This is a genomic window from Pseudomonas laurylsulfativorans (assembly GCF_002906155.1).
Taxonomy (GTDB): domain Bacteria; phylum Pseudomonadota; class Gammaproteobacteria; order Pseudomonadales; family Pseudomonadaceae; genus Aquipseudomonas; species Aquipseudomonas laurylsulfativorans.
Genome location: NZ_MUJK01000019.1, coordinates 38,180 through 63,541 on the forward strand (window position 1 = coordinate 38,180; position 25,362 = coordinate 63,541).

At 58.7% G+C, this 25,362-nt stretch carries 28 protein-coding genes; 13 read left to right on the plus strand and 15 right to left on the minus strand.

Annotation, left to right across the window (positions count from 1 at the left end; genetic code table 11):
* The first annotated feature begins 58 nt into the window (after positions 1-58).
* Positions 59-838 (plus strand): N-acetylmuramoyl-L-alanine amidase, encoded by a 780-nt coding sequence (locus B0D71_RS30090; RefSeq protein ID WP_103397946.1) that lies wholly within the window; start codon positions 59-61, stop codon positions 836-838.
* A gap of 76 nt (positions 839-914) precedes the next feature.
* On the plus strand, positions 915-2,528 hold the full coding sequence (locus B0D71_RS30095; RefSeq protein ID WP_103397947.1) for an EAL domain-containing protein: 1,614 nt from the start codon (positions 915-917) through the stop codon (positions 2,526-2,528).
* Positions 2,529-2,535: 7 nt separating this feature from the next.
* On the opposite strand, the gene B0D71_RS30100 is transcribed toward B0D71_RS30095, so the two are convergent.
* Both B0D71_RS30100 and algB read right to left on the minus strand, forming a co-directional pair.
* Entirely contained in the window at positions 2,536-4,326 is a 1,791-nt protein-coding gene (locus B0D71_RS30100; protein WP_103397948.1) for a KinB sensor domain-containing domain, read from the minus strand.
* A gap of 10 nt (positions 4,327-4,336) precedes the next feature.
* A complete protein-coding gene (algB, locus tag B0D71_RS30105; RefSeq protein WP_103397949.1) occupies positions 4,337-5,683 on the minus strand; it encodes a sigma-54-dependent response regulator transcription factor AlgB in 1,347 nt (448 codons plus the stop codon).
* A 438-nt stretch (positions 5,684-6,121) separates the two neighbouring features.
* On the opposite strand from algB, the gene B0D71_RS30110 reads away from it, so the two are divergent.
* From B0D71_RS30110 to B0D71_RS30125, 4 genes are all read left to right on the plus strand, one after another.
* The gene (locus B0D71_RS30110; protein ID WP_103397950.1) at positions 6,122-6,409 is read left to right on the plus strand and encodes a hypothetical protein; all 288 of its coding nucleotides are present in this window, start codon (positions 6,122-6,124) and stop codon (positions 6,407-6,409) included.
* A 71-nt stretch (positions 6,410-6,480) separates the two neighbouring features.
* On the plus strand, positions 6,481-6,645 hold the full coding sequence (locus B0D71_RS30115) for a DUF1328 domain-containing protein (RefSeq protein WP_003177151.1): 165 nt from the start codon (positions 6,481-6,483) through the stop codon (positions 6,643-6,645).
* A gap of 840 nt (positions 6,646-7,485) precedes the next feature.
* Positions 7,486-8,817, plus strand: coding sequence for a glutamate/aspartate:proton symporter GltP (gltP, locus tag B0D71_RS30120; RefSeq protein WP_103397951.1), 1,332 nt, complete (start codon positions 7,486-7,488; stop codon positions 8,815-8,817).
* 192 nt (positions 8,818-9,009) lie between these two features.
* Positions 9,010-10,239, plus strand: a complete 1,230-nt coding sequence (locus tag B0D71_RS30125) for a nucleoside recognition domain-containing protein (protein WP_103397952.1) — start codon at positions 9,010-9,012, stop codon at positions 10,237-10,239.
* On the opposite strand, the gene B0D71_RS30130 is transcribed toward B0D71_RS30125, so the two are convergent.
* Positions 10,221-11,318, minus strand: a complete 1,098-nt coding sequence (locus B0D71_RS30130; protein ID WP_103397953.1) for an aminopeptidase — start codon at positions 11,316-11,318, stop codon at positions 10,221-10,223. The genes B0D71_RS30125 and B0D71_RS30130 overlap by 19 nt on opposite strands.
* Before the next feature lie 59 nt (positions 11,319-11,377).
* On the opposite strand from B0D71_RS30130, the gene B0D71_RS30135 reads away from it, so the two are divergent.
* Both B0D71_RS30135 and B0D71_RS30140 read left to right on the plus strand, forming a co-directional pair.
* On the plus strand, positions 11,378-11,800 hold the full coding sequence (locus B0D71_RS30135; protein WP_103397954.1) for a PA0061/PA0062 family lipoprotein: 423 nt from the start codon (positions 11,378-11,380) through the stop codon (positions 11,798-11,800).
* Between the two features lie 40 nt (positions 11,801-11,840).
* A complete protein-coding gene (locus B0D71_RS30140) occupies positions 11,841-12,263 on the plus strand; it encodes a PA0061/PA0062 family lipoprotein (RefSeq protein ID WP_103397955.1) in 423 nt (140 codons plus the stop codon).
* Between the two features lie 4 nt (positions 12,264-12,267).
* On the opposite strand, the gene B0D71_RS30145 is transcribed toward B0D71_RS30140, so the two are convergent.
* Both B0D71_RS30145 and B0D71_RS30150 read right to left on the minus strand, forming a co-directional pair.
* Positions 12,268-12,501, minus strand: coding sequence for a DUF1161 domain-containing protein (locus tag B0D71_RS30145; RefSeq protein ID WP_103397956.1), 234 nt, complete (start codon positions 12,499-12,501; stop codon positions 12,268-12,270).
* 180 nt (positions 12,502-12,681) lie between these two features.
* The gene (locus B0D71_RS30150) at positions 12,682-13,113 is read right to left on the minus strand and encodes an OsmC family protein (protein ID WP_007969768.1); all 432 of its coding nucleotides are present in this window, start codon (positions 13,111-13,113) and stop codon (positions 12,682-12,684) included.
* A gap of 239 nt (positions 13,114-13,352) precedes the next feature.
* Here B0D71_RS30150 and B0D71_RS30155 point away from each other — a divergent pair, with 239 nt between their 5' ends.
* Entirely contained in the window at positions 13,353-14,354 is a 1,002-nt protein-coding gene (locus B0D71_RS30155) for an LLM class flavin-dependent oxidoreductase (RefSeq protein WP_103397957.1), read from the plus strand.
* 220 nt (positions 14,355-14,574) lie between these two features.
* Here B0D71_RS30155 and B0D71_RS30160 read toward each other — a convergent pair whose 3' ends face one another.
* Together B0D71_RS30160 and B0D71_RS30165 are read right to left on the minus strand one after the other, a co-directional pair.
* On the minus strand, positions 14,575-14,796 hold the full coding sequence (locus tag B0D71_RS30160) for a DUF1161 domain-containing protein (RefSeq protein ID WP_103397958.1): 222 nt from the start codon (positions 14,794-14,796) through the stop codon (positions 14,575-14,577).
* 122 nt (positions 14,797-14,918) lie between these two features.
* Positions 14,919-15,134, minus strand: a complete 216-nt coding sequence (locus B0D71_RS30165) for a dodecin (protein WP_008002152.1) — start codon at positions 15,132-15,134, stop codon at positions 14,919-14,921.
* A 157-nt stretch (positions 15,135-15,291) separates the two neighbouring features.
* Here B0D71_RS30165 and B0D71_RS30170 point away from each other — a divergent pair, with 157 nt between their 5' ends.
* Complete coding sequence (locus B0D71_RS30170; protein WP_007969764.1) at positions 15,292-15,615, plus strand: ElaB/YgaM/YqjD family protein; 324 nt, start codon at positions 15,292-15,294, stop codon at positions 15,613-15,615.
* Here B0D71_RS30170 and B0D71_RS30175 read toward each other — a convergent pair.
* Complete coding sequence (locus B0D71_RS30175) at positions 15,612-16,505, minus strand: LysR family transcriptional regulator (RefSeq protein ID WP_103397959.1); 894 nt, start codon at positions 16,503-16,505, stop codon at positions 15,612-15,614. The genes B0D71_RS30170 and B0D71_RS30175 overlap by 4 nt on opposite strands.
* 124 nt (positions 16,506-16,629) lie before the next feature.
* Here B0D71_RS30175 and trpB point away from each other — a divergent pair, with 124 nt between their 5' ends.
* The 3 genes from trpB (at position 16,630) to B0D71_RS30190 (ending at position 19,227) form a co-directional block, all read left to right on the plus strand.
* On the plus strand, positions 16,630-17,865 hold the full coding sequence (gene trpB / locus B0D71_RS30180; RefSeq protein ID WP_103397960.1) for a tryptophan synthase subunit beta: 1,236 nt from the start codon (positions 16,630-16,632) through the stop codon (positions 17,863-17,865).
* The gene (gene trpA / locus B0D71_RS30185) at positions 17,865-18,677 is read left to right on the plus strand and encodes a tryptophan synthase subunit alpha (protein ID WP_103397961.1); all 813 of its coding nucleotides are present in this window, start codon (positions 17,865-17,867) and stop codon (positions 18,675-18,677) included. The genes trpB and trpA overlap by 1 nt, the downstream gene beginning before the upstream one ends.
* 121 nt (positions 18,678-18,798) lie before the next feature.
* On the plus strand, positions 18,799-19,227 hold the full coding sequence (locus B0D71_RS30190) for an anti-virulence regulator CigR family protein (protein WP_103397962.1): 429 nt from the start codon (positions 18,799-18,801) through the stop codon (positions 19,225-19,227).
* 169 nt (positions 19,228-19,396) lie between these two features.
* Here B0D71_RS30190 and B0D71_RS30200 read toward each other — a convergent pair whose 3' ends face one another.
* From B0D71_RS30200 to B0D71_RS30230, 7 genes are all read right to left on the minus strand, one after another.
* The gene (locus B0D71_RS30200) at positions 19,397-21,358 is read right to left on the minus strand and encodes a DUF7844 domain-containing protein (protein WP_103397964.1); all 1,962 of its coding nucleotides are present in this window, start codon (positions 21,356-21,358) and stop codon (positions 19,397-19,399) included.
* Positions 21,355-21,675, minus strand: a complete 321-nt coding sequence (locus B0D71_RS30205) for a DUF2388 domain-containing protein (protein ID WP_103397965.1) — start codon at positions 21,673-21,675, stop codon at positions 21,355-21,357. The genes B0D71_RS30200 and B0D71_RS30205 overlap by 4 nt, the downstream gene beginning before the upstream one ends.
* Positions 21,676-21,702: 27 nt before the next feature.
* Complete coding sequence (locus B0D71_RS30210) at positions 21,703-22,020, minus strand: DUF2388 domain-containing protein (protein ID WP_103397966.1); 318 nt, start codon at positions 22,018-22,020, stop codon at positions 21,703-21,705.
* A gap of 107 nt (positions 22,021-22,127) precedes the next feature.
* Entirely contained in the window at positions 22,128-22,448 is a 321-nt protein-coding gene (locus tag B0D71_RS30215) for a DUF2388 domain-containing protein (RefSeq protein ID WP_103397967.1), read from the minus strand.
* 145 nt (positions 22,449-22,593) lie between these two features.
* Positions 22,594-22,803, minus strand: coding sequence for a DUF1127 domain-containing protein (locus B0D71_RS30220; RefSeq protein ID WP_103397968.1), 210 nt, complete (start codon positions 22,801-22,803; stop codon positions 22,594-22,596).
* 257 nt (positions 22,804-23,060) lie between these two features.
* Positions 23,061-23,276, minus strand: a complete 216-nt coding sequence (locus tag B0D71_RS30225; RefSeq protein WP_007969750.1) for a DUF1127 domain-containing protein — start codon at positions 23,274-23,276, stop codon at positions 23,061-23,063.
* A 320-nt stretch (positions 23,277-23,596) separates the two neighbouring features.
* Entirely contained in the window at positions 23,597-25,090 is a 1,494-nt protein-coding gene (locus tag B0D71_RS30230; RefSeq protein WP_103397969.1) for an acetyl-CoA hydrolase/transferase family protein, read from the minus strand.
* Positions 25,091-25,362: the final 272 nt, after the last annotated feature.

Consider the following 25,362-nt stretch of genomic DNA (forward strand, 5'->3'; position numbering starts at 1 on the left):
CTCGCCAGGCATTACGTTACACTGTTGCATTATTGTCTTGTGTGTACTGCCTTTCGCCATGAAATTTTTTGCTCTGATCGCGTCCCTGATTCTGCTGGCCGGCTGCGCCAGCGGTCCCCGTTTTGACACCAGCCATCCTTCAGCCAATTACGACAGTCGTGTGCAGTTCGTGGTGGTGCATTACACCAACGCGTCGCTCGAGCGTTCGTTGCAACTGCTTACCCGCGGCGAAGTCAGCAGCCATTACCTGATCGGTGACGACAAGGGCGCCACCATCTACAAGCTGATGGATGAAAACAAGCGGGCCTGGCACGCCGGGGAGAGCGAATGGAATGGTCGGACCTGGTTGAATTCCAGTTCCATCGGCATCGAAATCGTCAACCCTGGCTTCAAGGACACGCCAAACGGGCGCGTGTGGTTCCCCTACAGCGAAGATCAGGTTCAGTCCTTGATCGTATTGCTCAAGGACATCAGCAAGCGTCAGGGCATCAAGCCTCGCGACATCATCGGCCATAGTGATATCGCGCCTCTGCGCAAGCTGGACCCGGGGCCGCTGTTCCCCTGGAAGCGTCTGGCCGCCGAAGGCTTGGGTATCTGGCCGAACGAACAGGCGGTGGCGCGAGAGCAGCTGCAATTCGCCGAACAATTGCCGAGCATCGGCTGGTTTCAGGCGCAATTGGCCCGACTGGGTTATGCCTCGCCACAAACCGGCGAGCTCGATGTGGCGACACGACATGTGATAGCGGCATTCCAAATGCATTTCCGCCCGGCGCGTTTCGATGGCACTCCGGATGCGCAAACTGCAGCGCTGCTGTTGGTGTTGAATCAGACAAAATAATGACGCCCGCCCGACGGTCCGGGCTTTTTTCCAATCAGCAGCTATAACTCATTGGTAATCCTTCGGATATTACACAATGGCCGCTGCTCGAGAGACTTTCCACAGTTGGTTCCATCGCCCCTGGTTTTTGGGGCTGCTGTCGGCTGTCTTGAGCGCAACGTTATTGATGGCCGGCAGCCTGTTCGTCGCCATTCATCAGGTCGAGCAAAACGAAAGCGAAGAGATGAATGCTCAGGGTGAACGCTTCCTCGCCCGTCTGGAGCAGCTATTCGGGCAACTGCGTGAAAGCCTTGACGACCTTGAAGCGCAACCGTTGCGCGGCTGCGATGCTGAAATGATCGCGACCTTGCAACAGCTTACGTTCAATTATCGCTTCGTCTACGAAGCCGCCTACATGGACTCCTCGCGAATCTGCTCCAATCGTCCTCGTCAGGAAGGGTTGTCGCTGATTCGATCGCCAGACATCAAAGGCCCGACTTACAGCTATTGGCTCAACACCACCACCGAACCCGATGAAAACCGCGCCGCGCTGATGCTCGGGCGCGGGAATTTCCGGGTCGCGACCTCTCGCGGGCATTTGACCGACATGGTCGACCTGTCGCCGGGCAGCAGCCTGCTGGTAGTCCTGGACCATGGCACGCGCGCGATTCCGGTGCTGGGCGCTTCTCAGATATGGCCGCCGGTCGAGGCTTGGCCACCGAAAAACCGTGATGCGCTGCAAATCACCCAGGCACGCCTGATATACCGCATGCCCACCGACAACCCGGAATATCAATTGGTGTTGATCAGCCCGCGTACGGGCATGCATATCCCGACGGTCTGGTGGTGGCTGCTGCCAGCCAGCCTCGTGCTGGGCATATGCGTTGGGTTCCTGGTGTATCTGCTGGTGTGCCAGCGCCAGTCACTGGACGCCGAACTGACCGGAGCGATTCGCCGTGGCGAGTTGCAGGTGCTGTATCAGCCGATCTTCGACCTCGATAGTCGCAACTGTGTCGGGGCTGAAGCGCTGCTGCGTTGGCGCAGGCCGGACGGTACCCTGACCAGTCCCGACCTGTTCATTCCGATGGCGGAGAACACCGGGCAGATTCGCCAGATGACGGACTTTGTCCTGCAACGCCTGCTTGAGCAACTCGGCCAGTTGCTGCGTGCCAACCCGCAACTGTACATCTCGGTCAATCTCGCGGCGTGTGATGTGACGGTGCCGCGAATCGGCCAGGTGATGGCGCGGCTGCTGAGCCTGCACCGCGTCGCAGCGCGGCAAATTGCCTTTGAGGTCACCGAACGCGGGCTGGTCGATGTGGTGGTGGCCAGGGAAAATCTGCAATCGCTGCGTGATGTCGGGCACCAGGTGCTGATCGATGACTTTGGCACCGGTTATTGCAGCCTCGCCTATTTGCAGACCCTGCCAGTGGATTGCCTGAAAATCGACAAGGCGTTCATTGATGCATTGGGCCATGACGCCGCCAGCAGCGGTGTGGCCCCGCACATCATTCACATGGCCCAGTCGCTGCACCTGAAGGTGATTGCCGAGGGCATCGAACATGAAGCTCAGGCCGAGTTCCTGAGCAGTGAAGGCGTGAAATACGGCCAGGGCTGGCTGTTTGCCCATGCATTGAGCGCGGTTCAGTTCATCGAATTGATAACCCGCGGGCGACGCGTGGCCGGCCGGCGCCTGGATGACGAGGCGTGACCGCGAGCTAAACGGTCAGCGCCATGTAGAACTGAGTACCCTGCCCCGGACGTGAATAGACACCCATCCGCCCACCATGCAATTGCACGATTTCCTTGCACAAGGCCAGACCGAGACCGGCCCCGCCCTTCTTGCGACCGACCTGCACGAACGGCTCGAAAATCCGCCCCTGCTGCCCGTAGGCAATGCCTTCGCCGTTGTCCTCGACACTGATGATGACCCGGTCGCCGTGGCGCCGGGCGTGCAGGCGTATCCGCCCTCCGGAACTGGTGTGACGCAAGGCGTTGTCGAGCAAGTTATCGAGCACCCGGTCCAGTTGGGGCTGGTCGACCTGCAGCCGCGGCAAAGGCCCCTGTGCTTCCACCAGCAGACTGATTTCCTTCTCTTCGGCCGAAGTGGCAAAGCGTGACTGAGCCTGTTTCAGCAGCGCCTCGATGGAACACGGCGCCAGGGTGAGCTTCTGCAAGCCGTTCTGGTAACGGGAGAAATTCAGCAGGTCATTGATCAACTGCATCAGTCGCTGCATCTCTTCATTCACGGTATCGAGCAGGTCGGCTTCCCGGGAGTCCGGGGCAAAGTGTGCGCGCTCGCGGAACAATCCGAAGGCCATGTGCATGCCAGTGACTGGCGTGCGCAATTCATGGGAGGCGCGTAATACAAATTCGCTGCGCACCCGTTCGAAGGCACGCTGTTCCGTGACGTCATGCAGCACCATCACGGCACCGAGGATATGACCCTGGATATGGCTGACCGGGGTCAGGCTATAGGTCAGCAATCGCGACTCGCCGTCGACTTCGATACTCAAGTCTTCCGGCGCCCGCTCCAGCGTGCCGCCGCGCAGCACCAGTTGCAGCTGCTCATCGAGTTCGGGGCGTTCCAGCGCCGTGCCCAGCCCTTGACCCAGACGATCGGACTCCCAGCCCAACTGACGCTGGGCCACAGGGTTAAGGTGTTCCAGATGGCCCTGGCGGTTGATCATCAGCAGACCGTCGTCGATGCTGTCGAGCACGGCCTGCAATCGTTGCTGGCCGGCCAGCAGCTCATCGACGTTGGTGGCCTGATGTTCACGCAGCGCCTGGGCCATGATGCCGAAACGCCGGGTAAGCAGGTTCAGCTCCACTGCCGAAGAGATCGGCAGGGTGACATCGAAATTGCCCTGGCCAATATTGTCCGCCGCTTTGGCCAAGGCCTCGATGGGCTCGCCGAAACGCCGGGCGATGGCCTGCGCGGTCACGAAGCCGATGATCAGCACCGCCAGCCCCACCAAGCCAAGCAATCCGGCAATCAGCAGGGCCCGCTCCCGGGCCTGGCGCTCGGTATCGTTGATGTTATCCAGTGCGCGCTTGTGCTCGACGATCAGACCATTGCGTAGCGCGTTGAATTTTTCCGTCAGGTTGTCGTTGCTGCTAAGTACATTCGACGGATCCGGGGACGTTTCATAAGCCTGGATAAAGCGCTCGTAGTCGGCCTTGGCTTTTCTGAAGCCGTATTCGCTACCTGTTTGCGACGGTTCCTGGGCAATGCCTTGTTCGAGCAGTTCGAAGTAATGCTGCTTAGAGGCAGCGAAAGCGGCGGAGTCAGGTTTTTCACTGAGCATGATGATCAGTTGATCACCCAGGGTCTGACGCAGCTTGAGCCCCAGGTCCAGGGTGATGAAGTTACTGCGGATCAGTGCTTCCTGGCTGCCGGCCATCTGCATCACACTGACCAGCCCGAGCAAGAGCCCGAGCAACGCGACGGTGATCAGTGCGGAAATGCTCAGGAAAAGCCGGGTCCGCAATTTCATCGCCAGTTTCATCGGCTATTGCTCACAAGTTGTACTGCTTGCGTTTGCGGTACAGCGTCGAGGCGTCGATGCCCAGGGTCTTGGCCGCTTGGTCCAGTGTGTCGGCCGTGGCGAGGACCGCGCCGATGTGGGCCTTTTCCAGCTCATCCAGGCTCAGTGCCGCGCCGATGCGCGGTGCATTGTTGACCGGGGCTTCGGCCATGCCCAGATGACTGATCTCGACCCGCTCCTGCGGACAGATGATGCTCGCGCGCTCGATCACGTTGCGCAGTTCACGGATGTTGCCCGGCCAGCGATAGCTCAGCAGCGCTTCCCGGGCTTCGTCACTGAAGGCGCGCGCGGGACGGGCGTACTCCTTGACGAAGCGCGCCAGGAAACGATCGGCGAGGTTGAGAATATCTTCGCGGCGTTCGCGTAGCGGTGGCAGGTGCAAAGTAATGACGTTCAGGCGATAGAGCAGGTCTTCACGGAAACGACCGTCGCGGACCATGTCCTCAAGGTTGAGGTTGGTGGCCGCGAGGATGCGCACATCCGCGCGGCGCGTCACCGGATCACCGACACGCTCATATTCCTTGTCCTGAATAAAACGCAGCAACTTCGGCTGCAATGTCAGGGGAAAGTCGCCGATCTCATCGAGAAACAGTGTGCCGCCGTCAGCCTGGTTGACTCGCCCCAGTGTGCTTTCGCTGGCACCGGTGAAGGCGCCGCGGCTGTGGCCGAAGAGTTCGCTTTCCATGAGCTCGGCAGTCAGCGACGGGCAGTTGATCGTGACGCAGGATTTCTTGGCGCGCTTGCTCCAGCCGTGGATGGCTTGGGACAGCTCGCCCTTGCCGGTACCGGACTCACCAAGAATCAGGATGTTGGCATCGGTCGTGGCAACCTGGCGGGCTGTTTCTAGCACCACTTTCATGGCCGGGCTGTGGGAGTCCAGACCATCCTTGGGCTTGCGCACTTCGCCTTCCAAGGCTTCCAGTCGCGCCGACAATTGCCGTACTTCAAGTTGCTTGGCGGTTGCCAGTCGCAGTTGATCGGGGCTGCACGGTTTGACCAGATAGTCGGCGGCACCGGCCTGAATCGCATCCACCGCCGTGTCGACAGCAGAATGCGCCGTGACGATCACCACTCGCATCCAGGGTGCCTGGATACGCATCTGGGCCAGCACATCGAGGCCGTTGTCTTCGCCCAGGCGTAAATCGAGGAAGCACAGGTCGAAGACCTGCCGCTGCAAGAGGGCTTCTGCCTGCGCGGCGCTGGTGGCGGTGGCCACGCTGTAGCCTTCGTCTTCAAGGCAGTATCGGAAAGTACGCAGGATGGCTGACTCATCGTCCACCAGCAGAATACGGCCTTGATGTTCAGTGGCTGATTCCATTTTCCTACGCTCCTTAATGAAAATTCTTTACTTGGTCCCGGAGAAATCGGGCAAGTTGCATGATTGATTCTGAGCCATTCCTGTCTTGGCAGGGTAGCTTTCATCCCATGTATCGGTTAGCCACCTGATTTAGCCGGCCTTTCAATAGATATCCGGTTTCCGGCATCGGCTAGCGTGTATTTCTGACATCCGCGCCCTCCTCTCAATTCAAAAAATTTACGTCTCCCTTCAAATCGATCGTGCAATACGCACGACCGCACAAGAGGCATCGTGCAGGATGCGCGCGAAGTGATTTTTTTGATGGTTATAAGTAATTGATATTTAAGGTTATTAGTTCGTAAGAAAGCTGGCATGCGGGCTGCAATCGTCTGGTTAACCAGAGCATTCAAAAACAAACGCCCGCTATCCAATACCGACCCGAGTGGTAGGAGATCCAGGATGAACCGTCAACGTGCCGCCCACCTGCACCTCTCGCCTGCACATATCCAGCAAGGAATGTTTGCTGTTCTGGCGCTATTGATCACCCTGATCAGCGGCCAGCAGTTTCTGCGTTGGGAGCAGAGTCAGCAGCCAGAAGCGCCACGCCCATTGATTTCGCATCCTACCCAAACCCATTTCAGCGCTGTCAGCAGCGGTCAGGCCGATAGCACCCCGATGCGCATGATGGATGTCGACCAGGCTCGGCCTGTGGGTGAGATACGTCATCAGGAGCGTTGGGTGTTCTAGGCAAAAATTCCGCCGCACCCGATGCGCCGGGAAACGCAGCACCTCTAAACAGAAGCGTAAGGAGAATCACCATGTTGAGCTGGGCTATCACATTCCTGATCATCGCCATCATCGCTGCCGTTCTGGGCTTTGGGGGTATTGCGGGCACCGCCACGGGTATCGCCAAGATTCTGTTTGTCGTGTTCCTGGTGATGTTCATTGCCTCCTTCTTCTTTGGCCGTCGCGGTCGAGGCTGACAGAAGAGGGTTTTTCAAGACACTGGCAGCCGCCCTGCTGTTGGGCGGTAGTGCCAGAAATGCCGGACAGCTTTTTCCCGACAAGCCTGACCACCGTATGCAGGACTAGTTGATGGAACATTGGAATTTGTACATGAAGGAGGCCACACCGCCTCTTTCAACCTGCGTCACCTGAGGAAGGCTGGCGCATGACCAAGGGGTCGGGACGTTCTGCCTGTTTCAGGGGCGGAGTGACCTACGGGTACAGGGAGTACCTGCGCAAGGGCCGGGTCAGGAAGAGCACTGCGCAAGTTCGCCGGACCGCCATGGCTCGACGGGCTTGCGAAGGGCTTGATTACGCAACACATTGAAATAGAGCGCTCGTCTCGATTTCATCAGTGTTTTCCCTTCTTCGCTCTTGTTACGTCGGAAAATTCTTTTCCCGGTGTTTCACCAGTGACCGTATATCGAGAAAAATCACCTTTCTTTGGCCACTATTTTTCGCTTCGTCTTGCGCGATTCTGCTGAAAAATCAACGCTCGGCCACCGCTCAAAAAACAATCAATCTGCTCTGTGATGACCGGTTGACGGCACTTATGCCTGCCGAAATGTCGTAATCGAACCGTTTGCGACGTGGATTTCAGTGAGAAAGCTTCATGCCGATTCGGCATAGGGTAGGCGTTTACGGCATTAGACGGCGCTTCCTTGCATCGGAATAGTTGCGCCTTTTTTCGCCTGCCAGAAAGCCGCAAACACGCGCTCCGGGGCACCTTATACGGGGGGAAGATGCACTAGACTTTTTCGCCATAAGCGTTCCAGTTCGCGCATCTCCCTGAGTCAAACACAAGTAAGGGTAAAGATATGAAGAAGGCAAAGCTTAGCCTCGCCTGGCAGATCCTCATCGGTCTGGTATTGGGGATTGCAATCGGTGCGCTGCTCAACCATTTCAGTGCCGAAAAAGCCTGGTGGATCAGCAACGTCCTGCAACCGGCAGGCGATATCTTTATCCGTCTGATCAAGATGATCGTGATCCCGATCGTCATTTCTTCCCTGATCGTCGGCATTGCAGGGGTCGGTGACGCCAAGAAGCTGGGGCGTATTGGCCTCAAGACCATCATTTACTTCGAGATCGTCACCACCATCGCTATCGTGGTCGGTTTGCTGCTGGCCAACCTGTTCCATCCGGGTGCCGGCATCGACATGAGCACCTTGGGTACTGTGGACATTTCCAAGTACCAGGCGACGGCGGCCGAGGTTCAGCATGAACACGCGTTCATCGAAACCATCCTCAACCTGATTCCGTCGAACATCTTCGCGGCCATGGCCCGCGGCGAAATGCTGCCGATCATCTTCTTCTCCGTATTGTTCGGTCTCGGCCTGTCGAGCCTGCAGGCAGACCTGCGCGAACCGCTGGTGAAGATGTTCCAGGGCGTATCGGAAAGCATGTTCAAGGTCACTCACATGATCATGAACTACGCTCCGATCGGCGTGTTCGCACTGATCGCGGTGACCGTGGCCAACTTCGGTTTCGCGTCGCTGCTGCCGCTGGCCAAATTGGTGATCCTGGTTTACGTCGCCATCGCCTTCTTCGCTTTCGTGGTTTTGGGCCTGATCGCTCGCCTGTTCGGCTTCTCGGTGATCAAGCTGATGCGCATCTTCAAGGATGAGCTGGTACTGGCCTACTCCACCGCCAGCTCCGAAACGGTGTTGCCGCGCGTGATCGAGAAAATGGAAGCCTACGGCGCGCCGAAAGCCATTTGCAGCTTTGTGGTGCCGACCGGTTACTCGTTCAACCTCGACGGTTCGACCCTGTACCAAAGCATCGCGGCAATCTTCATTGCCCAGCTCTATGGCATCGACCTGTCGATCAGCCAGCAACTGCTGCTGGTGCTGACCCTGATGGTCACCTCCAAAGGCATCGCCGGCGTACCGGGCGTATCCTTCGTGGTACTGCTGGCCACGCTCGGCAGCGTCGGTATCCCACTGGAAGGCCTGGCGTTCATCGCCGGTGTCGACCGTGTCATGGACATGGCTCGTACCGCACTGAACGTGATCGGCAACGCCCTGGCTGTTCTGGTTATCGCTCGTTGGGAAGGCATGTACGACGACGCCAAGGGCCAGCGCTACTGGAACTCCCTGCCGCACTGGCGCAGCAAGGAAAAACTGCCAGCGGGTGAAGTTTCCAAGAGCTGATAAACCCTCTGTAGGAGCCGGCTTGCCGGCGATGAACGATAACGCGGTGCACCTGTTACACCGCGATGTGGCAATCGCCAGCAAGCCGGCTCCTACAGATGTGTGGCATTGACATGAACCCCGGAGAAATCCGGGGTTTGTCGTTTCTGGCCACCCCGCTATCATTCGCGGATCTTTTGGGGGATTTGACTGATGCTCAATGGCCTGTGGCTTGGCTTTTTCGTCGTGGCAGCCATTTCGGCGCTGGCGCAGTGGCTGATCGGTGGCAACGCCGGGATATTCGCGGCGATGGTGGAGAGCATTTTCGCCATGGCCAAGCTGTCGGTCGAAGTCATGGTGTTGCTGTTCGGCACCCTCACCCTGTGGCTGGGGTTTCTGCGTATTGCCGAGAAAGCCGGGATCGTCGAATGGTTGGCCAAGGCCTTGGGGCCACTGTTTCTGCGCCTGATGCCTGAAGTCCCGCCGGGTCATCCAGCCATCGGCCTGATCACCCTGAACTTTGCCGCCAACGGCCTCGGTCTGGACAACGCCGCCACGCCGATCGGCCTCAAGGCCATGAAAGCGCTGCAAGAACTCAATCCCAGCGCTACCGTCGCCAGCAACGCACAGATCCTGTTCCTGGTGCTCAACGCCTCCTCGCTGACCCTGCTGCCGGTGACCATCTTCATGTATCGCGCCCAGCAAGGCGCGCCGGACCCGACGCTGGTGTTCCTGCCGATCCTGCTGGCGACCAGTTGCTCGACCATTGTCGGCTTCCTGTCGGTGGCGTTCATGCAGCGCCTGCGCATCTGGGACCCCGTGGTGCTGGCCTACCTGATCCCCGGCGCCCTCGTCCTCGGTGGTTTCATGGCATTGCTGGCGACCCTTTCGGCGACCGCGCTGGCCGGTCTGTCATCGATCCTCGGCAACCTGACGCTGTTTGGCCTGATCATGTTGTTTTTACTGATCGGCGCACTGCGCAAAGTGAAGGTCTACGAGGCCTTCGTCGAAGGAGCCAAAGAGGGTTTCGACGTCGCCAAAAACTTGCTGCCCTATCTGGTGGCGATGCTCTGCGCCGTGGGCGTTCTGCGAGCCTCCGGGGCGCTGGATTTCGGTCTGGACGGGATTCGTCATCTGGTGGCGTGGGCCGGTTGGGACACGCGCTTCGTCGATGCGCTGCCGACGGCAATGGTCAAACCTTTCTCGGGTAGCGCCGCCCGGGCGATGTTGATTGAAACCATGAAGACTTCGGGCGTGGACAGCTTCCCGGCGCTGGTGGCGGCAACGGTCCAGGGCAGTACCGAAACGACGTTCTATGTCCTGGCCGTGTACTTCGGCGCCGTGGGCATCCAGCGCGCACGCCATGCAGTCGGGTGTGCGTTGCTGGCGGAGCTTGCCGGGGTGCTGGGTGCAATCGGGGTTTGCTACTGGTTCTTTGGTTGATCGGCGCCATCAGCCAACGCTTTCAGCGCGGCTTTTCGCTCGTCCATGGGCAAAGCGCCAAGTTGCTCCACGGCCGCATAAAACTGCGGCCAGTTGCCATGCATCTGATGGAACAGCACGGAAAATGCCGGCACCCATTGATCGTACAAACCAAACGGCAATAGCCGGGCATTGTTCATGGGAGCATGGATCCAGGCGTCGTAGCGTTTGTCTCCCGCCCACTGACGGTCGCGCATCTGCCGATACTCGCTGCGCAAGCGCTCGAATTCGGCTGCTTTGCGCTGACGCATTTGCTCGGTTGGCAATGGCAAGGCATAGAGTTTTTCCAGTCGGGCGCGGGTTTCCAGCACCAACTCGGTGAACTGATCGCGCTGACGCGCATGCGCATTGTTATCCGGAGGCAGGTGGCGGTAGGCGCGCCATTGGCGAGTGCCTTCCTGCTCGACGAAGGTGGCGAAGGATTCGTTGAACTCCGTGTCGTCCTTCGCATAGAAACGCTGATGGGCCAGCTCATGAAAGATCAGCGTGGCCAGTCGCTCATCCCCCCAGCCCATCATCGAACTGATGATGGGGTCGTTGAACCAGCCGAGTGTCGAATAGGCCTCGACCCCGCCAATCGACACGTCCATGCCCTGCAAGCGCTGCAAAGCCGCTTCGCCGCGGGCTGCGCTCTGGCTGTAGTAACCGCGGTAGGCCACGCAACCGGCAATGGGGAAGCAGTGGTTGACGGGCTTGAGGGAAAACTCCGGCGTGACGAAGACATTCCAGACCACGAAGGGACGGCCAATGTCCGCGTACAAGCGGTAACTCTGGTTATCCGGCAGGTGCAATTGCTGGCTGGCGAACGTTCGGGCCTTTTGCGATTGCTCAAGGTGTGTGCGCAGTTTTTGGTCGCGCGCCGGGTCGGCAACCACGCTGGAAACCGGCTCCCTCGCCCGTAGCAATTGCAGTTGGCCGCTGGCCAGCTGGTTGTAGTAGCTGACGCTGGCGCAACCGTTGAGCAACAAAAACAACACACCCGGAAACAAAACGCGAAAAACGCGATCAAGTAACCCAAGGCTAGGAAGCGGCCTGATCACAATAATTCTTCCTTGGAGAGTCTTTTCACAAGACTATCCCGCCAGACTGGAGCTCCGCTATGCGCACGTTGATACTGACAGCAAGCCTGCTGTTACTGGCCGGCTGTGCCGGTTTCGGATTACCCCGCCATGATCCTGCGCAAGCCTGGATCGACCTGGACTCGAAGCAAGAAGATACGGCGTTGCAGGCACTTGAGGTCGATGACAAGGCCACCGAAGATAATCGCTATTTCCAGATCCAGCCCGGTAGCCATGAGTTGACGGTCCGCTACCAATTCTCGGTCCAGCCCACCAACATCGGCCCCGACGCCGAGCCGTTGTGGCGCGATTGTCAGTTGAACGTGAAATTCAACGATTTCAACGCGGGTGAACGTTATCAACTGCAAGCGGGAAATATCGGTTTTCGGCCTTGGGCGAAACTCTATGATCAACAGCGAAAGGTGATTGGCCTGGGCACGCCAGCGGGCTGTCAACACACCTGATCGGCGTTATGCTGGATGCACATCCCTTGGGACATCCATCATGCGCAGGTTGATGCTGTTACTCGCCGCCGCTGTTGTCGCGGGCTGCCAGAGCCCGATGCCGACACCTAATCCACAAATGGCCTGGGTCGAATTCTCTACGCCCTTCCCTAACGACAAATTGTTGATGGCCGAACGACTGGATAAACAACGCCTGCGTGACGGGCGTTTTTTCGAAGTCATGCCCGGTAGCCACGAGCTGATTGTCCGCTTCGACTTTGAAGTGCCCGGCGGCGGTGGCTTGAGCACGATGAGCGGCCCTTCGGAGCGGCTGTGCTACCTGACCATCAATTACGATCATTTCGAAGCCGGGCAGCGTTATGTGCTCGAAGGCCGCTCAATTGCCTTCACCCCCGGCGCCCGGCTGTACAACGCCAAGCGGGAGATCGTCGCGGAAGATCGGGAATCCTACTGCCTGATGTGAGGTATCAGCGATCGTTCTTCTGGTAGATGATTTTTTTGGTGCCGTTTTCGCACGAGCCAACGACCATGTTCTGGTCGTGGACTTCGTCATTGCTGACGATTTCAAGTGTGTAGGCGGCGACGCCACTGGCCTGGATCTTGGCTTCGATCTCGGCCTTGAGTTCTTCGCAGGGTTTTGGTGCCGCCAAGGCCGAAGTGGCCAGTGCGCAACAGATAACCGCCAGGGCAAAACGTTTCATGGTTGAAGCTCCTTTGACGCAGCACGCACCGTCATGGGTTTTCGCTGCTGTCATTTATTCGACCACAGTTTTAGCGGGCAAGTCTGTCGCGACGCAAAAAAGATCGCAGTCTTGAGCGATTTCTACCGAATGATTCCGGCAGGTTGCGCAAGGCTGCGATCTTTTCATTTCTACGAAAATCTAGCTGACCAGTGTTGCCTCCAGGCTGATTTTCGCATTCAGCACCTTGGATACTGGACAGCCCTCTTTGGCCTTGTTGCTGAGTTCTTCGAACTGCGCCTGGGATGCCCCGGGGATTTTCGCTTTCAGAATCAATTTCACGGCGGTGATCGCAAAACCGCCGTCCACTTGATCCAGCGTGACTTCTGCCTGGGTATCGATGCTATCGGCCTTCAGGCCGGCATCACCGAGAATCATCGAAAACGCCATTGAGAAACAGCCGGCGTGGGCCGCGCCGATCAACTCTTCGGGGTTGGTGCCCCGGCCGCCTTCGAAGCGTGCCTTGAAACCGTAGGGTGCTTCCCGGAGTACGCCGGTTTCTGTGGAAATCGAGCCGATGCCAGTTTTCAGATCACCTTCCCAATGGGCCGATGCTTTCTTGACGATAGCCATGCCTGTCTCCTAAAGAACGGCGCGAAACGTCGCACCTTCGTGGTTTGCGGTTGCCAGGGTTGTGAGGATAGACGGCAGGGCAAAGTTCACTTCGTCCGATCAATCTGCTTTTTTCGCGGGATTTTTTACCTGGCTATTGAAACTCGGGTATATGCCCACATTGCATGAACACGCTTTTGGATTCGGCAGGTTTGCGTTCGCAAGAACAAACCTGCGCCCTCAATTGGAGAAGCAGGTTTATGAAACGACTGTCCGATATCAAGTTCTCGACCCTCGATCTGGTGCCGGTGCGCGAGAATGGCAGCGCGGCCCAGTCGCTGCGCAACTCGCTGGACCTGGCGCAGCACGTCGAGAAGTTCGGTTACAACCGCTTCTGGGTGGCTGAGCACCACAACATGGACGGCATCGCCAGTTCTGCGACTTCGGTGCTGCTCGGTTACCTGGCCGGTGGTACGTCGACCATTCGAGTCGGTTCGGGCGGGGTGATGTTGCCCAACCACGCACCGCTGGTGATCGCCGAACAGTTCGGCACACTGGAAAGCCTCTATCCGGGCCGGATCGACCTGGGCCTGGGGCGCGCCCCCGGTTCCGACCAGATGACCGCACGTGCGTTGCGCCGTGAACGCTCCGGCAGCGCCGACGACTTCCCGGAAGATGTGGCGGAACTGGTGCGCTACCTCGGGCCACGTACCCCGGATCAACGCATCATCGCCATGCCGGGAACCGGGACCAATGTACCGGTCTGGTTGTTGGGGTCGAGCCTGTTCAGCGCACAGCTGGCGGGTGAACGCGGTTTGCCCTACGCTTTCGCTTCGCATTTCGCGCCGCGCTACATGCATGAAGCGATTCGGGTCTACCGCAATCACTTCAAGCCGTCAGCCGTTTTGGAAAAGCCCTACGTGATGCTCGGTGTGCCATTGGTGGCAGCCGATACCGACGAGCAGTCCGATTATCTGGCGACCTCGGTGTTCCAGCGGATTCTCGCCCTGATGCGTGGCCAAAGCCTGGTGCAACGTCCGCCGGTGAAGACCATGGACGGCCTGTGGCTGCCCCACGAGAAAGAGGCCGTGCATGATTTCCTTGGCCTGGCCATGATTGGCAGCCCGCAGAAAATCCGCGCCAAGCTAGAGGTCCTGATCGAACAGACCCAGGCTGACGAGCTGATTTTCACTTGTGACCTGTATGAACATTCGGATCGCGTGCATTCCTACGAGCTGCTGGCGCAGGTCATGCGAGGCTGATACTTCACGGAAAACTGTAGGAGCCGGCTTGCCGGCGATGGACTCAAGTGCGCCGCGTTTATCCAGTTCACGCGCGTTATCGTTAACGACCATCGCTGGCAAGCCAGCTCCTACAAGGGACCGCGTCCGAGTCGACAACGAGGGGTCCTCCAAACCAGTGAAAGACCCCAAAAAAAGCCGGCGCCAGGACGTCGGCTTTTTCATTCGGGTGAGTATCGGCCTACTTTTTATAGACGATCACTTTGGCGCCCGCTTCGCATTTACCAACAACTTTCCCGCCGGCAGCGGAACCTTTGTTGACAATCTCCAGCGAATAACCGGAAACGCCCTTGGCATCAAGTTTCGCTGCGATTTCGGCTTTCAGCTCTTCGCATGGCTTGCCACCCGCCAATGCGGTCCCCGCAATGCTCAACAAACCTACCGCCAACATAAACTTCTTCATCGGTTGCATTCCCTGGTCGGATCATAGGGGTAACCAGCCGTCAGCCGGACGTATTCATCGTAGTGCTTTGCCAATCCCTATGGCATTCGGCCGGCGTGCAAGTTCAGAAGACTAGCCTAAAGTCAGCTGCTGGCAATCCGGAATCCGACTTTCAAGGTGACCTGAAAGTGCGCAGCCTTGCCGTCCCTGATGTGCCCACGGGTCTCGGTCACTTCAAACCATTCCATGTACTTGATGCTTTTGCTGGCTTCGGCCAGCGCGTTGTTAATCGCATCTTCGATACTGCTGGTGGACGAGCCGACCAGCTCGACTTTCTTATAGGTGTGATGGTCAGACATGGCGTTCTCCTCGGCGTGTGAATTACAGCCTAGCAGTGATTTTTCCGATTTCTTCTGTTGGCCGGTCTGAGTGTGAAGTTCAGATTTTCTGCACTTTCTCGAGCCCATGAAGTCCCAACCAACACACGCTACTCATCACCAATGCAGGAGAGCCACCATGGCCAACACCTCGTTACGTAAAGCCTCATTGCAAAGCATGGAAGCGGAGATCGAGAGTCTTCTCAAGTCTTTGGAAAGCCTGAAGGACGACGCCTCGGACGAGTCGCGTAAAACCCTCAAGACCCTGAAAAGCAACGCCGAGAATGCCTTGAAGCACTCGCGCCATCTGCTTGCCGATGCCTATGAAGAGGTCAAGGTCAAAACCCGCGAAACCGGGATTGCCACCCGGGACTACGCCCAGGAACACCCCTGGACAACAGCCGGTGTCGCTGTGGGCGCATTGGGCCTGCTGGCCGCTTATCTGTTGTGCAAGCGTGATTAATCCGCTCGACGCAGCTCGTTCTTGAGCCACTGCGCCAGTTGCCGGGCGCGCCCGTCCGCGGCGCGCTTGGGTAGCCACAACGCCAGTTGTGCCGGGGTTTCATTGAAGCCCCAAGGCGCAACCAGGCGGCCGGCCTTCAAGTCTTCCGTCACCAGGGGTTCGGGCGCAATTGCCACGCCCAACCCCGCGACGGCGGCTTCGAGCAAGTAATACAAATGTTCGAACCCCTGACCGTACTTCAATGCCCTGGGGTCGAGGCCGCGAGGTTGCGCCCAGCTCGGCCAGGCTTGCGGGCGTGAGGTGGTGTGCAGCAAGGGCTCGCTCAGCAGTGCAGCGTCCGGCGCGTCCTTGAGCCATTCATAGCCGGCGAACCGCGGGCTCATGACCGGACCGATGCGCTCGCTGGCCAACTCGAAAACCTGCATGTCCGCCGGCCAGGGTGGCTCGGCGAAGACTAGCAAGGCATCCAGCCCCGGTCTGCGCGGATCGAGGTCGCCTTCTCCGGCCGACAGGTGCAGGCGCAGGTCCGGCAGGTCGGCGTTGAGTCTCCCCAATCGCGGGATAAACCATCGCGCCAACAGGCTTCCCGAGCAACCGAGCACGAATGGAGCATCGGCCGTGCTTTGTGTGAGTTCTGCGCAAACGCTGCGCAGGCGCTCGAAGGCTTCGCTGCTGGCGTCACGCAGTCGCAACCCGGCATCTGTGAGTTTCAGGCCGCGCCCGTCCTTGATGAACAGGCTAACCCCCAAGTGCTCCTCCAGCACTTTCAATTGCCGGCTGACCGCGCCGTGGGTGACGTGCAACTGCTCGGCAGCCTGACTGACGCTGTTCAAGCGGGCAGTGGCTTCAAAGGCGCGAAGCGCGTTAAGCGGAGGAAGGTCATGGCTCATGTGATCTGTGAGTTTTCCTGACAGGTTGCGGCGATCTTATCGGTTTTCAGCTCGGGGCGTCAGGGGTAGAGTGAACCCCACTATCTCTTTATGCATCACTTCACGCATTCAACTGGAGCGCCAAATGACCCAGACTAATCTGCGCAACGGCCCTGATGCCAACGGCCTGTTTGGCGCGTTCGGTGGCCGTTACGTTGCCGAAACCCTGATGCCGTTGATCCTCGACCTGGCCCGCGAATATGAGCTGGCCAAGGAAGATCCTGCGTTCAAGGAAGAACTGGCCTACTTCCAGCGCGATTACGTCGGACGCCCAAGCCCGCTGTACTTCGCCGAGCGTCTGACCGAATTCTGTGGCGGCGCGAAGATCTACCTCAAACGCGAAGAGCTGAACCACACCGGCGCACACAAGATCAACAACTGCATCGGCCAGATCCTGCTGGCGCGGCGCATGGGCAAGAAACGCATCATCGCCGAGACTGGCGCCGGCATGCACGGTGTGGCCACGGCCACCGTCGCCGCGCGTTTCGGTCTGGACTGCGTGATCTACATGGGCACCACTGACATCGAGCGTCAGCAGGCCAACGTGTTCCGCATGAAGCTGCTGGGCGCTGAGGTAATCCCGGTGGTGGCCGGTACCGGCACGCTGAAAGACGCGATGAACGAGGCCCTGCGTGACTGGGTAACCAACGTCGACAGCACCTTCTACCTGATCGGCACCGTGGCCGGTCCGCACCCTTATCCGGCGATGGTCCGCGACTTCCAGGCCGTGATCGGCAAGGAAACCCGCGAGCAACTGCAAGCCCAGGAAGGCCGCCTGCCGGACAGCCTGGTGGCATGCATCGGCGGTGGTTCCAACGCCATGGGGCTGTTCCACCCGTTCCTCGACGACAAAAGTGTCGAGATCATTGGCGTTGAAGCCGCCGGTTATGGCATCGAGACTGGCAAGCATGCAGCCAGCCTGAACGGTGGTGTTCCAGGCGTTCTGCACGGCAATCGTACTTTCCTGCTGCAGGACGACGATGGCCAGATCATCGACGCCCACTCGATCTCCGCTGGCCTGGACTACCCGGGCATCGGCCCGGAACACGCATGGTTGCATGATATCGGCCGCGTTCAGTACACCTCGGTGACCGACGACGAAGCTCTCGCCGCGTTCCACCAGTGCTGCCGCCTGGAAGGGATCATCCCTGCCCTGGAAAGCGCCCATGCCCTGGCTGAAGTATTCAAGCGCGCACCGAGCCTGCCAAAGGATCACCTGATGGTGGTCAACCTGTCCGGCCGTGGCGACAAGGACATGCAGACCGTGATGCACCACATGGAACACTCTCAACAAGAGCAATCGAAGCAGGAGAAACACTGATGAGCCGCCTGCAAACGCGTTTTGCTGAACTCAAGGAACAGAACCGCGCCGCCCTGGTGACCTTCGTGACCGCTGGTGACCCGGGCTATGACACCTCCCTGGCAATCCTCAAGGGCTTGCCGGCGGCTGGCGCCGACGTGATCGAACTGGGCATGCCCTTCACCGACCCGATGGCTGACGGCCCGGCCATCCAGCTCGCCAACATCCGTGCGTTGGGTGCCAAACAGAATCTGGCGAAAACCCTGCAAATGGTTCGCGAGTTCCGCCAGGACAACAACGAAACGCCACTGGTGCTGATGGGTTACTTCAACCCGATCCACATGTACGGCGTACCGCGCTTCATTGCCGAAGCCAAAGAGGCAGGCGTTGACGGCCTGATCGTGGTTGACCTGCCGCCAGAGCATAACGGCGAGTTGTGCGACCCGGCGCAGGCAGCGGGCCTGGACTTCATTCGCCTGACCACGCCAACCACCGACGATGTGCGTCTGCCGACCGTTCTCAACGGCAGCTCCGGTTTCGTTTACTACGTGTCGGTGGCCGGTGTGACCGGCGCCGGTGCAGCCACGCTGGAACACGTCGAAGAAGCGGTCGCCCGTCTGCGCCGCCATACCGACCTGCCGATCAGCATCGGTTTCGGTATCCGGACTCCGGAACAGGCAGCGTCCATCGCACGTCTGGCCGATGGCGTGGTGGTGGGCTCGGCGTTGATCGATCACATCGCCAATGCCACCACCCCGGAACAAGCCGTGGATGGCGTGCTGAGCCTGTGCTCGGCGTTGGCCGATGGCGTGCGTAAGGCTCGCGTCAGCTGAGAGTAAAGTTCCTGATACAGAGGAATTAGAGCTCCCCGGCACAGACTAAACAGCAAGACCGAGGGCTTCAGGACTGCGTTCTGAAGCCCTTTTTGCTGCGTGTGTTGTGAGGAAAGACCTGATGAAAATGTCGAAACGCCTGATAGCCAGCCTCGGTGTGCTGCTGCTCGGCGCGACCCTGCATGCCAATGCCGATCAACACGACGATCACGGCCATTACGATAACCACGGTGATTATCGTGGTGAGGATCGTCACGATCATGACAACCATCGTGGTGGGCTCCCACCCCGGGACTTCGCACCTGTTCGCCAGACGATCCATGATAATCACGGCTATTTCGTCCGCGGTGCACCGCCACCACCCGGTGTCATCGTGGTGCGGGGCAGGCCGCTGCCTCGTGGCTATTACGGCGAACGCCTGGATAACCGTGCGTTGAGCCGGTTGCCGTATTACCCAGGCTACGAATGGCGTCGCGCGGGCGCAGACGTTGTACTGATCGCCGTAGGAACCGGGATTGTCTATGAGGTTCTGCAGGGGGTTCTGTACTGAAGCAGAATTCTCTTTGTGGCGAGGGGGCTTGCCCCCGTTGGACGGCGCAGCCGGCCCCGCGATTCAAGTGATGAGTGCTGGGGCCGCTTCGCGACCCAACGGGGGCAAGCCCCCTCGCCACATGGAGCAAATCCGCAGAGAAACCTTGTGAGTGTAGCAACCTAAGGGGTCAGGGCAGCTCCAACCCGCCGGCTGCCTTGTGCAGTTTGCGCAGGTGCTCACCAATCTGTTTCATGTTGGCCTCGTTGGCGGCCATTTCGGCGGCACGGCTCGGATCGAGCAACGCTCTCACTTCCTTGTCCAGATCTGCGGACAGCGCCAGGAGCTGTTTCTGGCGCTGGCTGCTTTCCGCTTCCAGATGCTCCCACTCGCTCGACTGTGGCAAGCCATAACCGTTGGTGCCAAGCAGTTCAGCCGGACGGCTGAGGAAGCCACTGTTGGCGAGAATGTCCTTGAGCGTCTCGTTGGCCTTGTCCATGCCGCCATTTTTCAGCTCTCGGGCGCCCAGGTAACGCTGTTTCACTTCATCCTGAGCCAGCAGCAACTGCCGACGGAAGCTCGCTTGTTCCAGCAGAAGCAACGCCGCACTGGTGCGCAAATCGGCCTGGTCGAACCATTGCCGACGCTCTGCGGCTTTCAAGTCGAGCCAGTCTTCAACGTTTTCCTGTTTGATCGGCAAGTGCTTTTTCAGCACTTCAAACATGGCCTGATAGCGATCGCGGAAGGAGTCGAAGCGGTAGCCCAGACGCAGTGCTTCCTTGGGATCATCCAGCACGCTGGGATCCGCCAGGCCACGGCCCTTCAGCACTTCCAGCAAACCGTTGGGCATGATGTTGTCGAGTCCAACCAATTGCGGGTTGTTGGTCCCGCCGCGCAACAGTTTCAGTTCTTCCACCGCGCAGTTGTTCGACAGAAAGAAGTAGTTGCCGTCGTAGCTCCAGTGCATCTCGGCGGCACGTCCCACCACGTCTTCAATCTCTTTGCGCGACAGGTTCAGGGGCACGGAGGCCAGGCTGCGCAGTTCAGTCTTGGTGTATTCGTCGATGACCTGGGACAGCGGCAGGATGAAGAGCCGTGACGGGTATTTACCGACCAGGCCATCCCAGCTCGACAGCTGTACGTCGCCGACGAAGGCGCGGTACGACAGCACGAGGTGCTGGTCCAGGTCCAGTCGACAATCCGGTCCGCGTGGTCGGCCCGGCGCGCAGATCACCAGACGCAGCATGCTATGGCCCCAGCGGCTGAACAGATTCTGGTTGGCCTCGGCGAGCAGGTAGTCGACGGCATAGACCCGCTCCGGATCGATCTGGGCCAAGGGTGTCTTGGCGAAGTCGTTGCCGGCATTGAGGAATGCGAAGGTCTTGCTGCAGGTGTCCTTGGCGGCGGGCGCCCAGCCGAAATGTTCCTTGTAGTAGCGGTACAGCGCAGGGCGACGGCAAGCGTAGCTCGGGTCGAGGAGGAAGTACTCCATGTTGACCGCGACGAATTCCTTTGGACTGCTGGTCTCGTAGATGTCCGGACTGCGGGCAATCTGGCGATTGTGCTGTTCGCGTTCACCACGACGGCCTACGTATTGCTGCCAGCCGGCGAGGTCGAGCAGGCGCGGATCGTCACTAAGGGTATACCGCCGATCGGACTGGCCCCGACATTGATCAGGAATACCCACCAGCCCCGAGCTGTTGTTGCGCTGGGTGCAGCGCTGAATCAGCTTGCGCTCGGCATCCGGCCAGAGGCGCGAACGGTCGTAGATGTGAGTCAGCTCGTGCAACACAGTGGCTAGCATTTCCCGGCGCACGGTGCCGTGGGGGCGATGGGTTTTTTTGCTCGCGGCGCTGCCATCGGTGAGGCCGGCCAGCAGGTTGCGGTTCAGATCGAGCTCAGACACCAGCGATGCTTGGCCGTAGGCATTACGCGGCATGTCATCGGTCCAGCCGACGACGATACGTCGATCCAACTGCTCGATGAAGCGTGGCGGTAGCGCCTGCATGGCTTCATCAAGCAGGGCCTGGCTGGCTTGCTGTTGCGCGGAGCTCAGACCTTCGGTCTTGAGCTGTAATTGAAGGCCTGCGTGGGCCGTGTTGCCGAGCAGCAACAGGGCCCCGGCCAGCAGCCAGGCGCCTGGACGCCTCACAGTGCGAGGATGGCTTCGGCGAGATCCTGATCACTGGCGTCACGGGCTTCCGGCACGCGTGTGCGCAGCAAGTCGAAAGCGGATTCCAGGTGAGCGCCACGAATGTCGCCATTGCTGGCAACGAAACTGGCGGCGTCGTCCTGGGCTTCGCGCACGATTTTCGAGTCGCGAATGGACGTGGTGGTGTCGGAAGTGAAATCAAGAGTGCGCTGGGTAGCGCGGATCAGGATGTTACTGGTGGCAACCAGAGTATGTGCCTGGGTCACATCGGCCAACAGCAGCAGGCCTAAGGTGGCAGCAATCAGCGGGTTACGCATGGAATGACTCCAGAAAAACAGGGATAACTATTGGACGAGAATTGCTTGTGCCAGTTCAAGGTCGGTGGCATGAAGTTTTGCCTGGGTTTGGCGCAGGTAACGCAGGGCCGACTCCAGCCGTGCGCCTCTCAGCTGGCCGTCACTGGCAATGAACGCCGCGGCGTCGTCGTGGGCGGCGAGCAGTAGTTTATGGTCGAAGGGGGCGGAGGTCACCAAACTTGTGGCGTAACCGCTGGCAACAAAGCCTTGAGTGGACAGGTTGAAGGCGTCATAAGCGTGGGCCGATCCGCAGTAACCAAGGGTGAGAAAGACTGGGGTGATCAGCAGACTGGAAGGAAAACGCATGAGACTCGACAGTTGAAAGTGAGTCCCAAGGCTAGCGCAAGGGCCGGTCTAGAGCCAGCGCCGAAACATTGGGACACGCCGGGCGTGCCCCATGTCTGTATAGCCATTTAGATCGTCAGGATCGCCTGAGCCAGTTGTGCGTCTGTTGCACTCAGTTGCGGCGCCTTATGGCGAATGTGGTCGAGGGCGCTTTCCAGCTTCACGCCGCGGATGGAGCCTTCGGTGGCGACGAAGCTGGCGGCGTCGTCACGGGCGGCGAGGACGATCTTGTCGTCCTTGAACGACGACGAGACGATGTTGGTGGTCGCATCGGACGTGGCTTTGAGCGCGTTGACAACAGCATCCGTGGTCACGATGAAGCTGGTGGCTTGGGCACTGGCAGCCACGGCAAACAGTGCCGCGGCGCTAAGCAGGCGAAGACGGGACATGGGGTAACTCCTTTGGGTAGATCAATTGAAATATAGCGCAGTGTCTGCAAGGTCGGACGTCAGGCACTCGGCGTTCGCCACGTTCTGGAGTGATATTAGGCCTGTATGTGTCAGTTCGAACAGTCCCGACCCTGCAAGCAGGAAGTCAGCGCCAGAACGGTTTGTCCAATTCATTGCTGCGGTCGGCGTGGCTGATACCCAGATCCGCTAGCTGGCGATCATCGAGTTGAGCCAGTAAGCGTCGCGTTCTCGCCCTTTCCAGGCCAGCGAAGAGTCCCTTCAGCTGCCCTTGGAGCCATTGCAGGCAAGTTCTCGATTGAACTGAGGGAATGGAGAAATCCAGTGAGTTTTTCATGGCACGGTCCCTGTCCGATAAGTGAAGAGCTCCATGCTGACACCGGCCGAGTATCTACTACAGACACACTGTGGTGATATTGTACTCATTCAGTTTGCATATTTTGTAAACTGTACTGGTATTGAGGTTTCCCTACTGTAAGACCAGGATTGACAGGCCAAAACGACAAAACCCGTCGTGGTTTCCCACGACGGGTTTTGTTTTTTCAATTCGGGTTGCTGGCGGTGGACCTTCAGGTCAGAGCCAGCGACGCTAACTTAGCGCCAGAACGGCTTGCTCAGCTCTTCGTAGCGTTGTGCTTCGCTAATCCCGGCATCAGCCAGCAGACGCGAATCCAGGCGAGCCAATTGATGGCGGCTGGTAATGCGGCGCTGCCACAACATCAGGTTGGCGATAACGCGCAGAGGCAGGGAAGCCTGGGTTTTTGCAGCAGTGTCTTCGAAGAACAGATCGGAACTGAGTGTACGTTCCATGGTGGTCATCCTTCCGCTTGTGGCGGGATTAGGTAGTGGTTTAACTGGTGCCCATGATCCTCTTGTTTGCCTAGTCTCTGTAGATACAGTTCACCTGTATTGTGAGAGCTCAGTTAACTGTTTATAGGGGGTGTACTGGTCGAAATTGAGGCAACTGTACCTGTCTGCACTGTTTGAGTGCAAAAATGCAGTTTTGACTCGGCAAGGAAGGAATTTTCCGTAGGAAATGACCAGTACAGCAGTACAGTTTTTTTCATATTGCGAGGCGGGCAAGAGCAAGCTGACGAAACTGTGTTTGCGTCAGCTGGTTTCTGTACCAATTACTTCTTCAGCATTTTCCCGGTTTCTTCCAGGTTTATGTGCCAGCTCAGGGCGTCACGCAGAATGTGTGGGGTGTGTCCGCCGATGGCGCACGCGGCATTGAAGTAATCATTCAGCGCCTGGCGGTAATCAGGGTGCACGCACTTGTCGATGATGATCCGGGCACGCTCCCGGGGCGCCAGGCCTCGCAAATCTGCCAGGCCTACTTCGGTCACGAGGATATCGACGTCATGTTCGGTGTGGTCAACATGGCTGACCATCGGCACCACGCTGGAGATCGCACCGCCCTTGGCAATTGACTTGGTCACGAACACGGACAGGTGTGCGTTGCGCGCGAAGTCGCCTGAGCCACCGATGCCGTTCATCATCCGCGTGCCGCAGACGTGAGTGGAGTTGACGTTGCCATAGATGTCGAACTCCAGGGCGGTGTTGATGCCGATGATGCCTAGGCGGCGCACGACTTCAGGGTGGTTGGAAATCTCCTGCGGGCGCAGAACCAGTTTGTCCTTGTAGCGCTCCAGATTGCCGAACACATCGGCATTACGCCGGCTCGACAGGGTGATCGAGCTGCCGGAAGCAAAACTCAGCTTGCCAGCGTCGATCAGGTCGAAGGTCGAGTCTTGCAGCACCTCGGAATACATCGTCAGGTCTTCGAACGGCGAGTCGATCAGGCCACACATCACCGAGTTGGCGATGGTGCCGATACCGGCTTGCAGCGGGCCGAGCTTGTTGGTCATGCGCCCGGCTGCCACTTCCTGTTTGAAGAAGTCGATCAGGTGGTCGGCAATGGCCTGGGTCTCGGCGTCCGGTGCCAGCACAGTGGAGGGTGAGTCAGCCTGGTTGGTGACCACGATGGCGACGATCTTTTCCGCTGGAATCGGGATGGCGGTGCTGCCAATGCGGTCGTCGACTTTGACCAATGGAATCGGGGTGCGGGTCGGGCGGTAGGTCGGAATGTAAATGTCATGCAGACCTTCGAGGTTCGGGTTGTGCGCCATGTTGATCTCGACGATCACGTGCTTGGCGAAAATCGCGAAGCTGGCGGAGTTGCCTACCGAGGTCGTTGGCACGATATGCCCTTGCTCAGTGATCGCAACGGCTTCAATCACGGCAATGTCCGGCAGTTTCAGTTGCTGGTTGCGCAATTGCTCCACGGTTTCCGACAAGTGCTGGTCGATGAACATGACTTCGCCGGCGTTGATCGCCTTGCGCAGGGTGCTGTCGACCTGAAACGGCATGCGTCGCGAGAGCACGCCAGCTTCGGTCAGTTGCTTGTCGAGGTCATTGCCCAGGCTTGCGCCAGTCATCAGGCTGATCTTCAGCGGCGTGACCTTGGCGCGCTCGGCCAGCGCCTGAGGAACGGCCTTGGCTTCGCCGGCGCGAGTAAAGCCACTCATGCCGACGGTCATGCCGTCCTCAATCAGGGCGGCAGCGTCGGCAGCGCTCATCACTTTGTCCAACAACGAAGGCAGGCGAATACGGTCACGGTACATGGATTGTTATCTCGGGCAACGGGTAGCAGGACGTGCAGTCTAGTGAATTGCGCCGACTTCTGTCCCGCTACAAAGGTCGCAATTGAGGTGTCTATTCCGGGCCTTTCAAGCAAAACACCGTTACCGGATCGGTAACAAAAGAATAGTTTGTCCGACGATTTGCGCAAACAAAAACGCCCCGACGAGTCGGGGCGTTCTGTGTACCGCAGAGGGTTAGTCGACGGCTTTTACCATGTCTTCGATGACCTTTTTAGCGTCACCGAACACCATCA

Coding starts and splice junctions, on each gene's coding strand:
- trpB (WP_103397960.1), top strand. CDS start 16,630: ATGACCCAGACTAATCTGCGCAACGGCCCTGATGCCAACGGCCTGTTT.
- B0D71_RS30215 (WP_103397967.1), bottom strand. CDS start 22,448: ATGTCCCGTCTTCGCCTGCTTAGCGCCGCGGCACTGTTTGCCGTGGCT.
- gltP (WP_103397951.1), top strand. CDS start 7,486: ATGAAGAAGGCAAAGCTTAGCCTCGCCTGGCAGATCCTCATCGGTCTG.
- B0D71_RS30175 (WP_103397959.1), bottom strand. CDS start 16,505: ATGAGCCATGACCTTCCTCCGCTTAACGCGCTTCGCGCCTTTGAAGCC.
- B0D71_RS30225 (WP_007969750.1), bottom strand. CDS start 23,276: ATGGAACGTACACTCAGTTCCGATCTGTTCTTCGAAGACACTGCTGCA.
- B0D71_RS30115 (WP_003177151.1), top strand. CDS start 6,481: ATGTTGAGCTGGGCTATCACATTCCTGATCATCGCCATCATCGCTGCC.
- B0D71_RS30150 (WP_007969768.1), bottom strand. CDS start 13,113: ATGGCTATCGTCAAGAAAGCATCGGCCCATTGGGAAGGTGATCTGAAA.
- B0D71_RS30110 (WP_103397950.1), top strand. CDS start 6,122: ATGAACCGTCAACGTGCCGCCCACCTGCACCTCTCGCCTGCACATATC.
- B0D71_RS30135 (WP_103397954.1), top strand. CDS start 11,378: ATGCGCACGTTGATACTGACAGCAAGCCTGCTGTTACTGGCCGGCTGT.
- B0D71_RS30145 (WP_103397956.1), bottom strand. CDS start 12,501: ATGAAACGTTTTGCCCTGGCGGTTATCTGTTGCGCACTGGCCACTTCG.
- B0D71_RS30155 (WP_103397957.1), top strand. CDS start 13,353: ATGAAACGACTGTCCGATATCAAGTTCTCGACCCTCGATCTGGTGCCG.
- B0D71_RS30160 (WP_103397958.1), bottom strand. CDS start 14,796: ATGAAGAAGTTTATGTTGGCGGTAGGTTTGTTGAGCATTGCGGGGACC.
- B0D71_RS30230 (WP_103397969.1), bottom strand. CDS start 25,090: ATGTACCGTGACCGTATTCGCCTGCCTTCGTTGTTGGACAAAGTGATG.
- algB (WP_103397949.1), bottom strand. CDS start 5,683: ATGGAATCAGCCACTGAACATCAAGGCCGTATTCTGCTGGTGGACGAT.
- B0D71_RS30090 (WP_103397946.1), top strand. CDS start 59: ATGAAATTTTTTGCTCTGATCGCGTCCCTGATTCTGCTGGCCGGCTGC.
- B0D71_RS30170 (WP_007969764.1), top strand. CDS start 15,292: ATGGCCAACACCTCGTTACGTAAAGCCTCATTGCAAAGCATGGAAGCG.
- B0D71_RS30205 (WP_103397965.1), bottom strand. CDS start 21,675: ATGCGTAACCCGCTGATTGCTGCCACCTTAGGCCTGCTGCTGTTGGCC.
- B0D71_RS30140 (WP_103397955.1), top strand. CDS start 11,841: ATGCGCAGGTTGATGCTGTTACTCGCCGCCGCTGTTGTCGCGGGCTGC.
- B0D71_RS30190 (WP_103397962.1), top strand. CDS start 18,799: ATGAAAATGTCGAAACGCCTGATAGCCAGCCTCGGTGTGCTGCTGCTC.
- B0D71_RS30165 (WP_008002152.1), bottom strand. CDS start 15,134: ATGTCTGACCATCACACCTATAAGAAAGTCGAGCTGGTCGGCTCGTCC.
- B0D71_RS30210 (WP_103397966.1), bottom strand. CDS start 22,020: ATGCGTTTTCCTTCCAGTCTGCTGATCACCCCAGTCTTTCTCACCCTT.
- B0D71_RS30220 (WP_103397968.1), bottom strand. CDS start 22,803: ATGAAAAACTCACTGGATTTCTCCATTCCCTCAGTTCAATCGAGAACT.
- B0D71_RS30095 (WP_103397947.1), top strand. CDS start 915: ATGGCCGCTGCTCGAGAGACTTTCCACAGTTGGTTCCATCGCCCCTGG.
- B0D71_RS30125 (WP_103397952.1), top strand. CDS start 9,010: ATGCTCAATGGCCTGTGGCTTGGCTTTTTCGTCGTGGCAGCCATTTCG.
- B0D71_RS30100 (WP_103397948.1), bottom strand. CDS start 4,326: ATGAAACTGGCGATGAAATTGCGGACCCGGCTTTTCCTGAGCATTTCC.
- trpA (WP_103397961.1), top strand. CDS start 17,865: ATGAGCCGCCTGCAAACGCGTTTTGCTGAACTCAAGGAACAGAACCGC.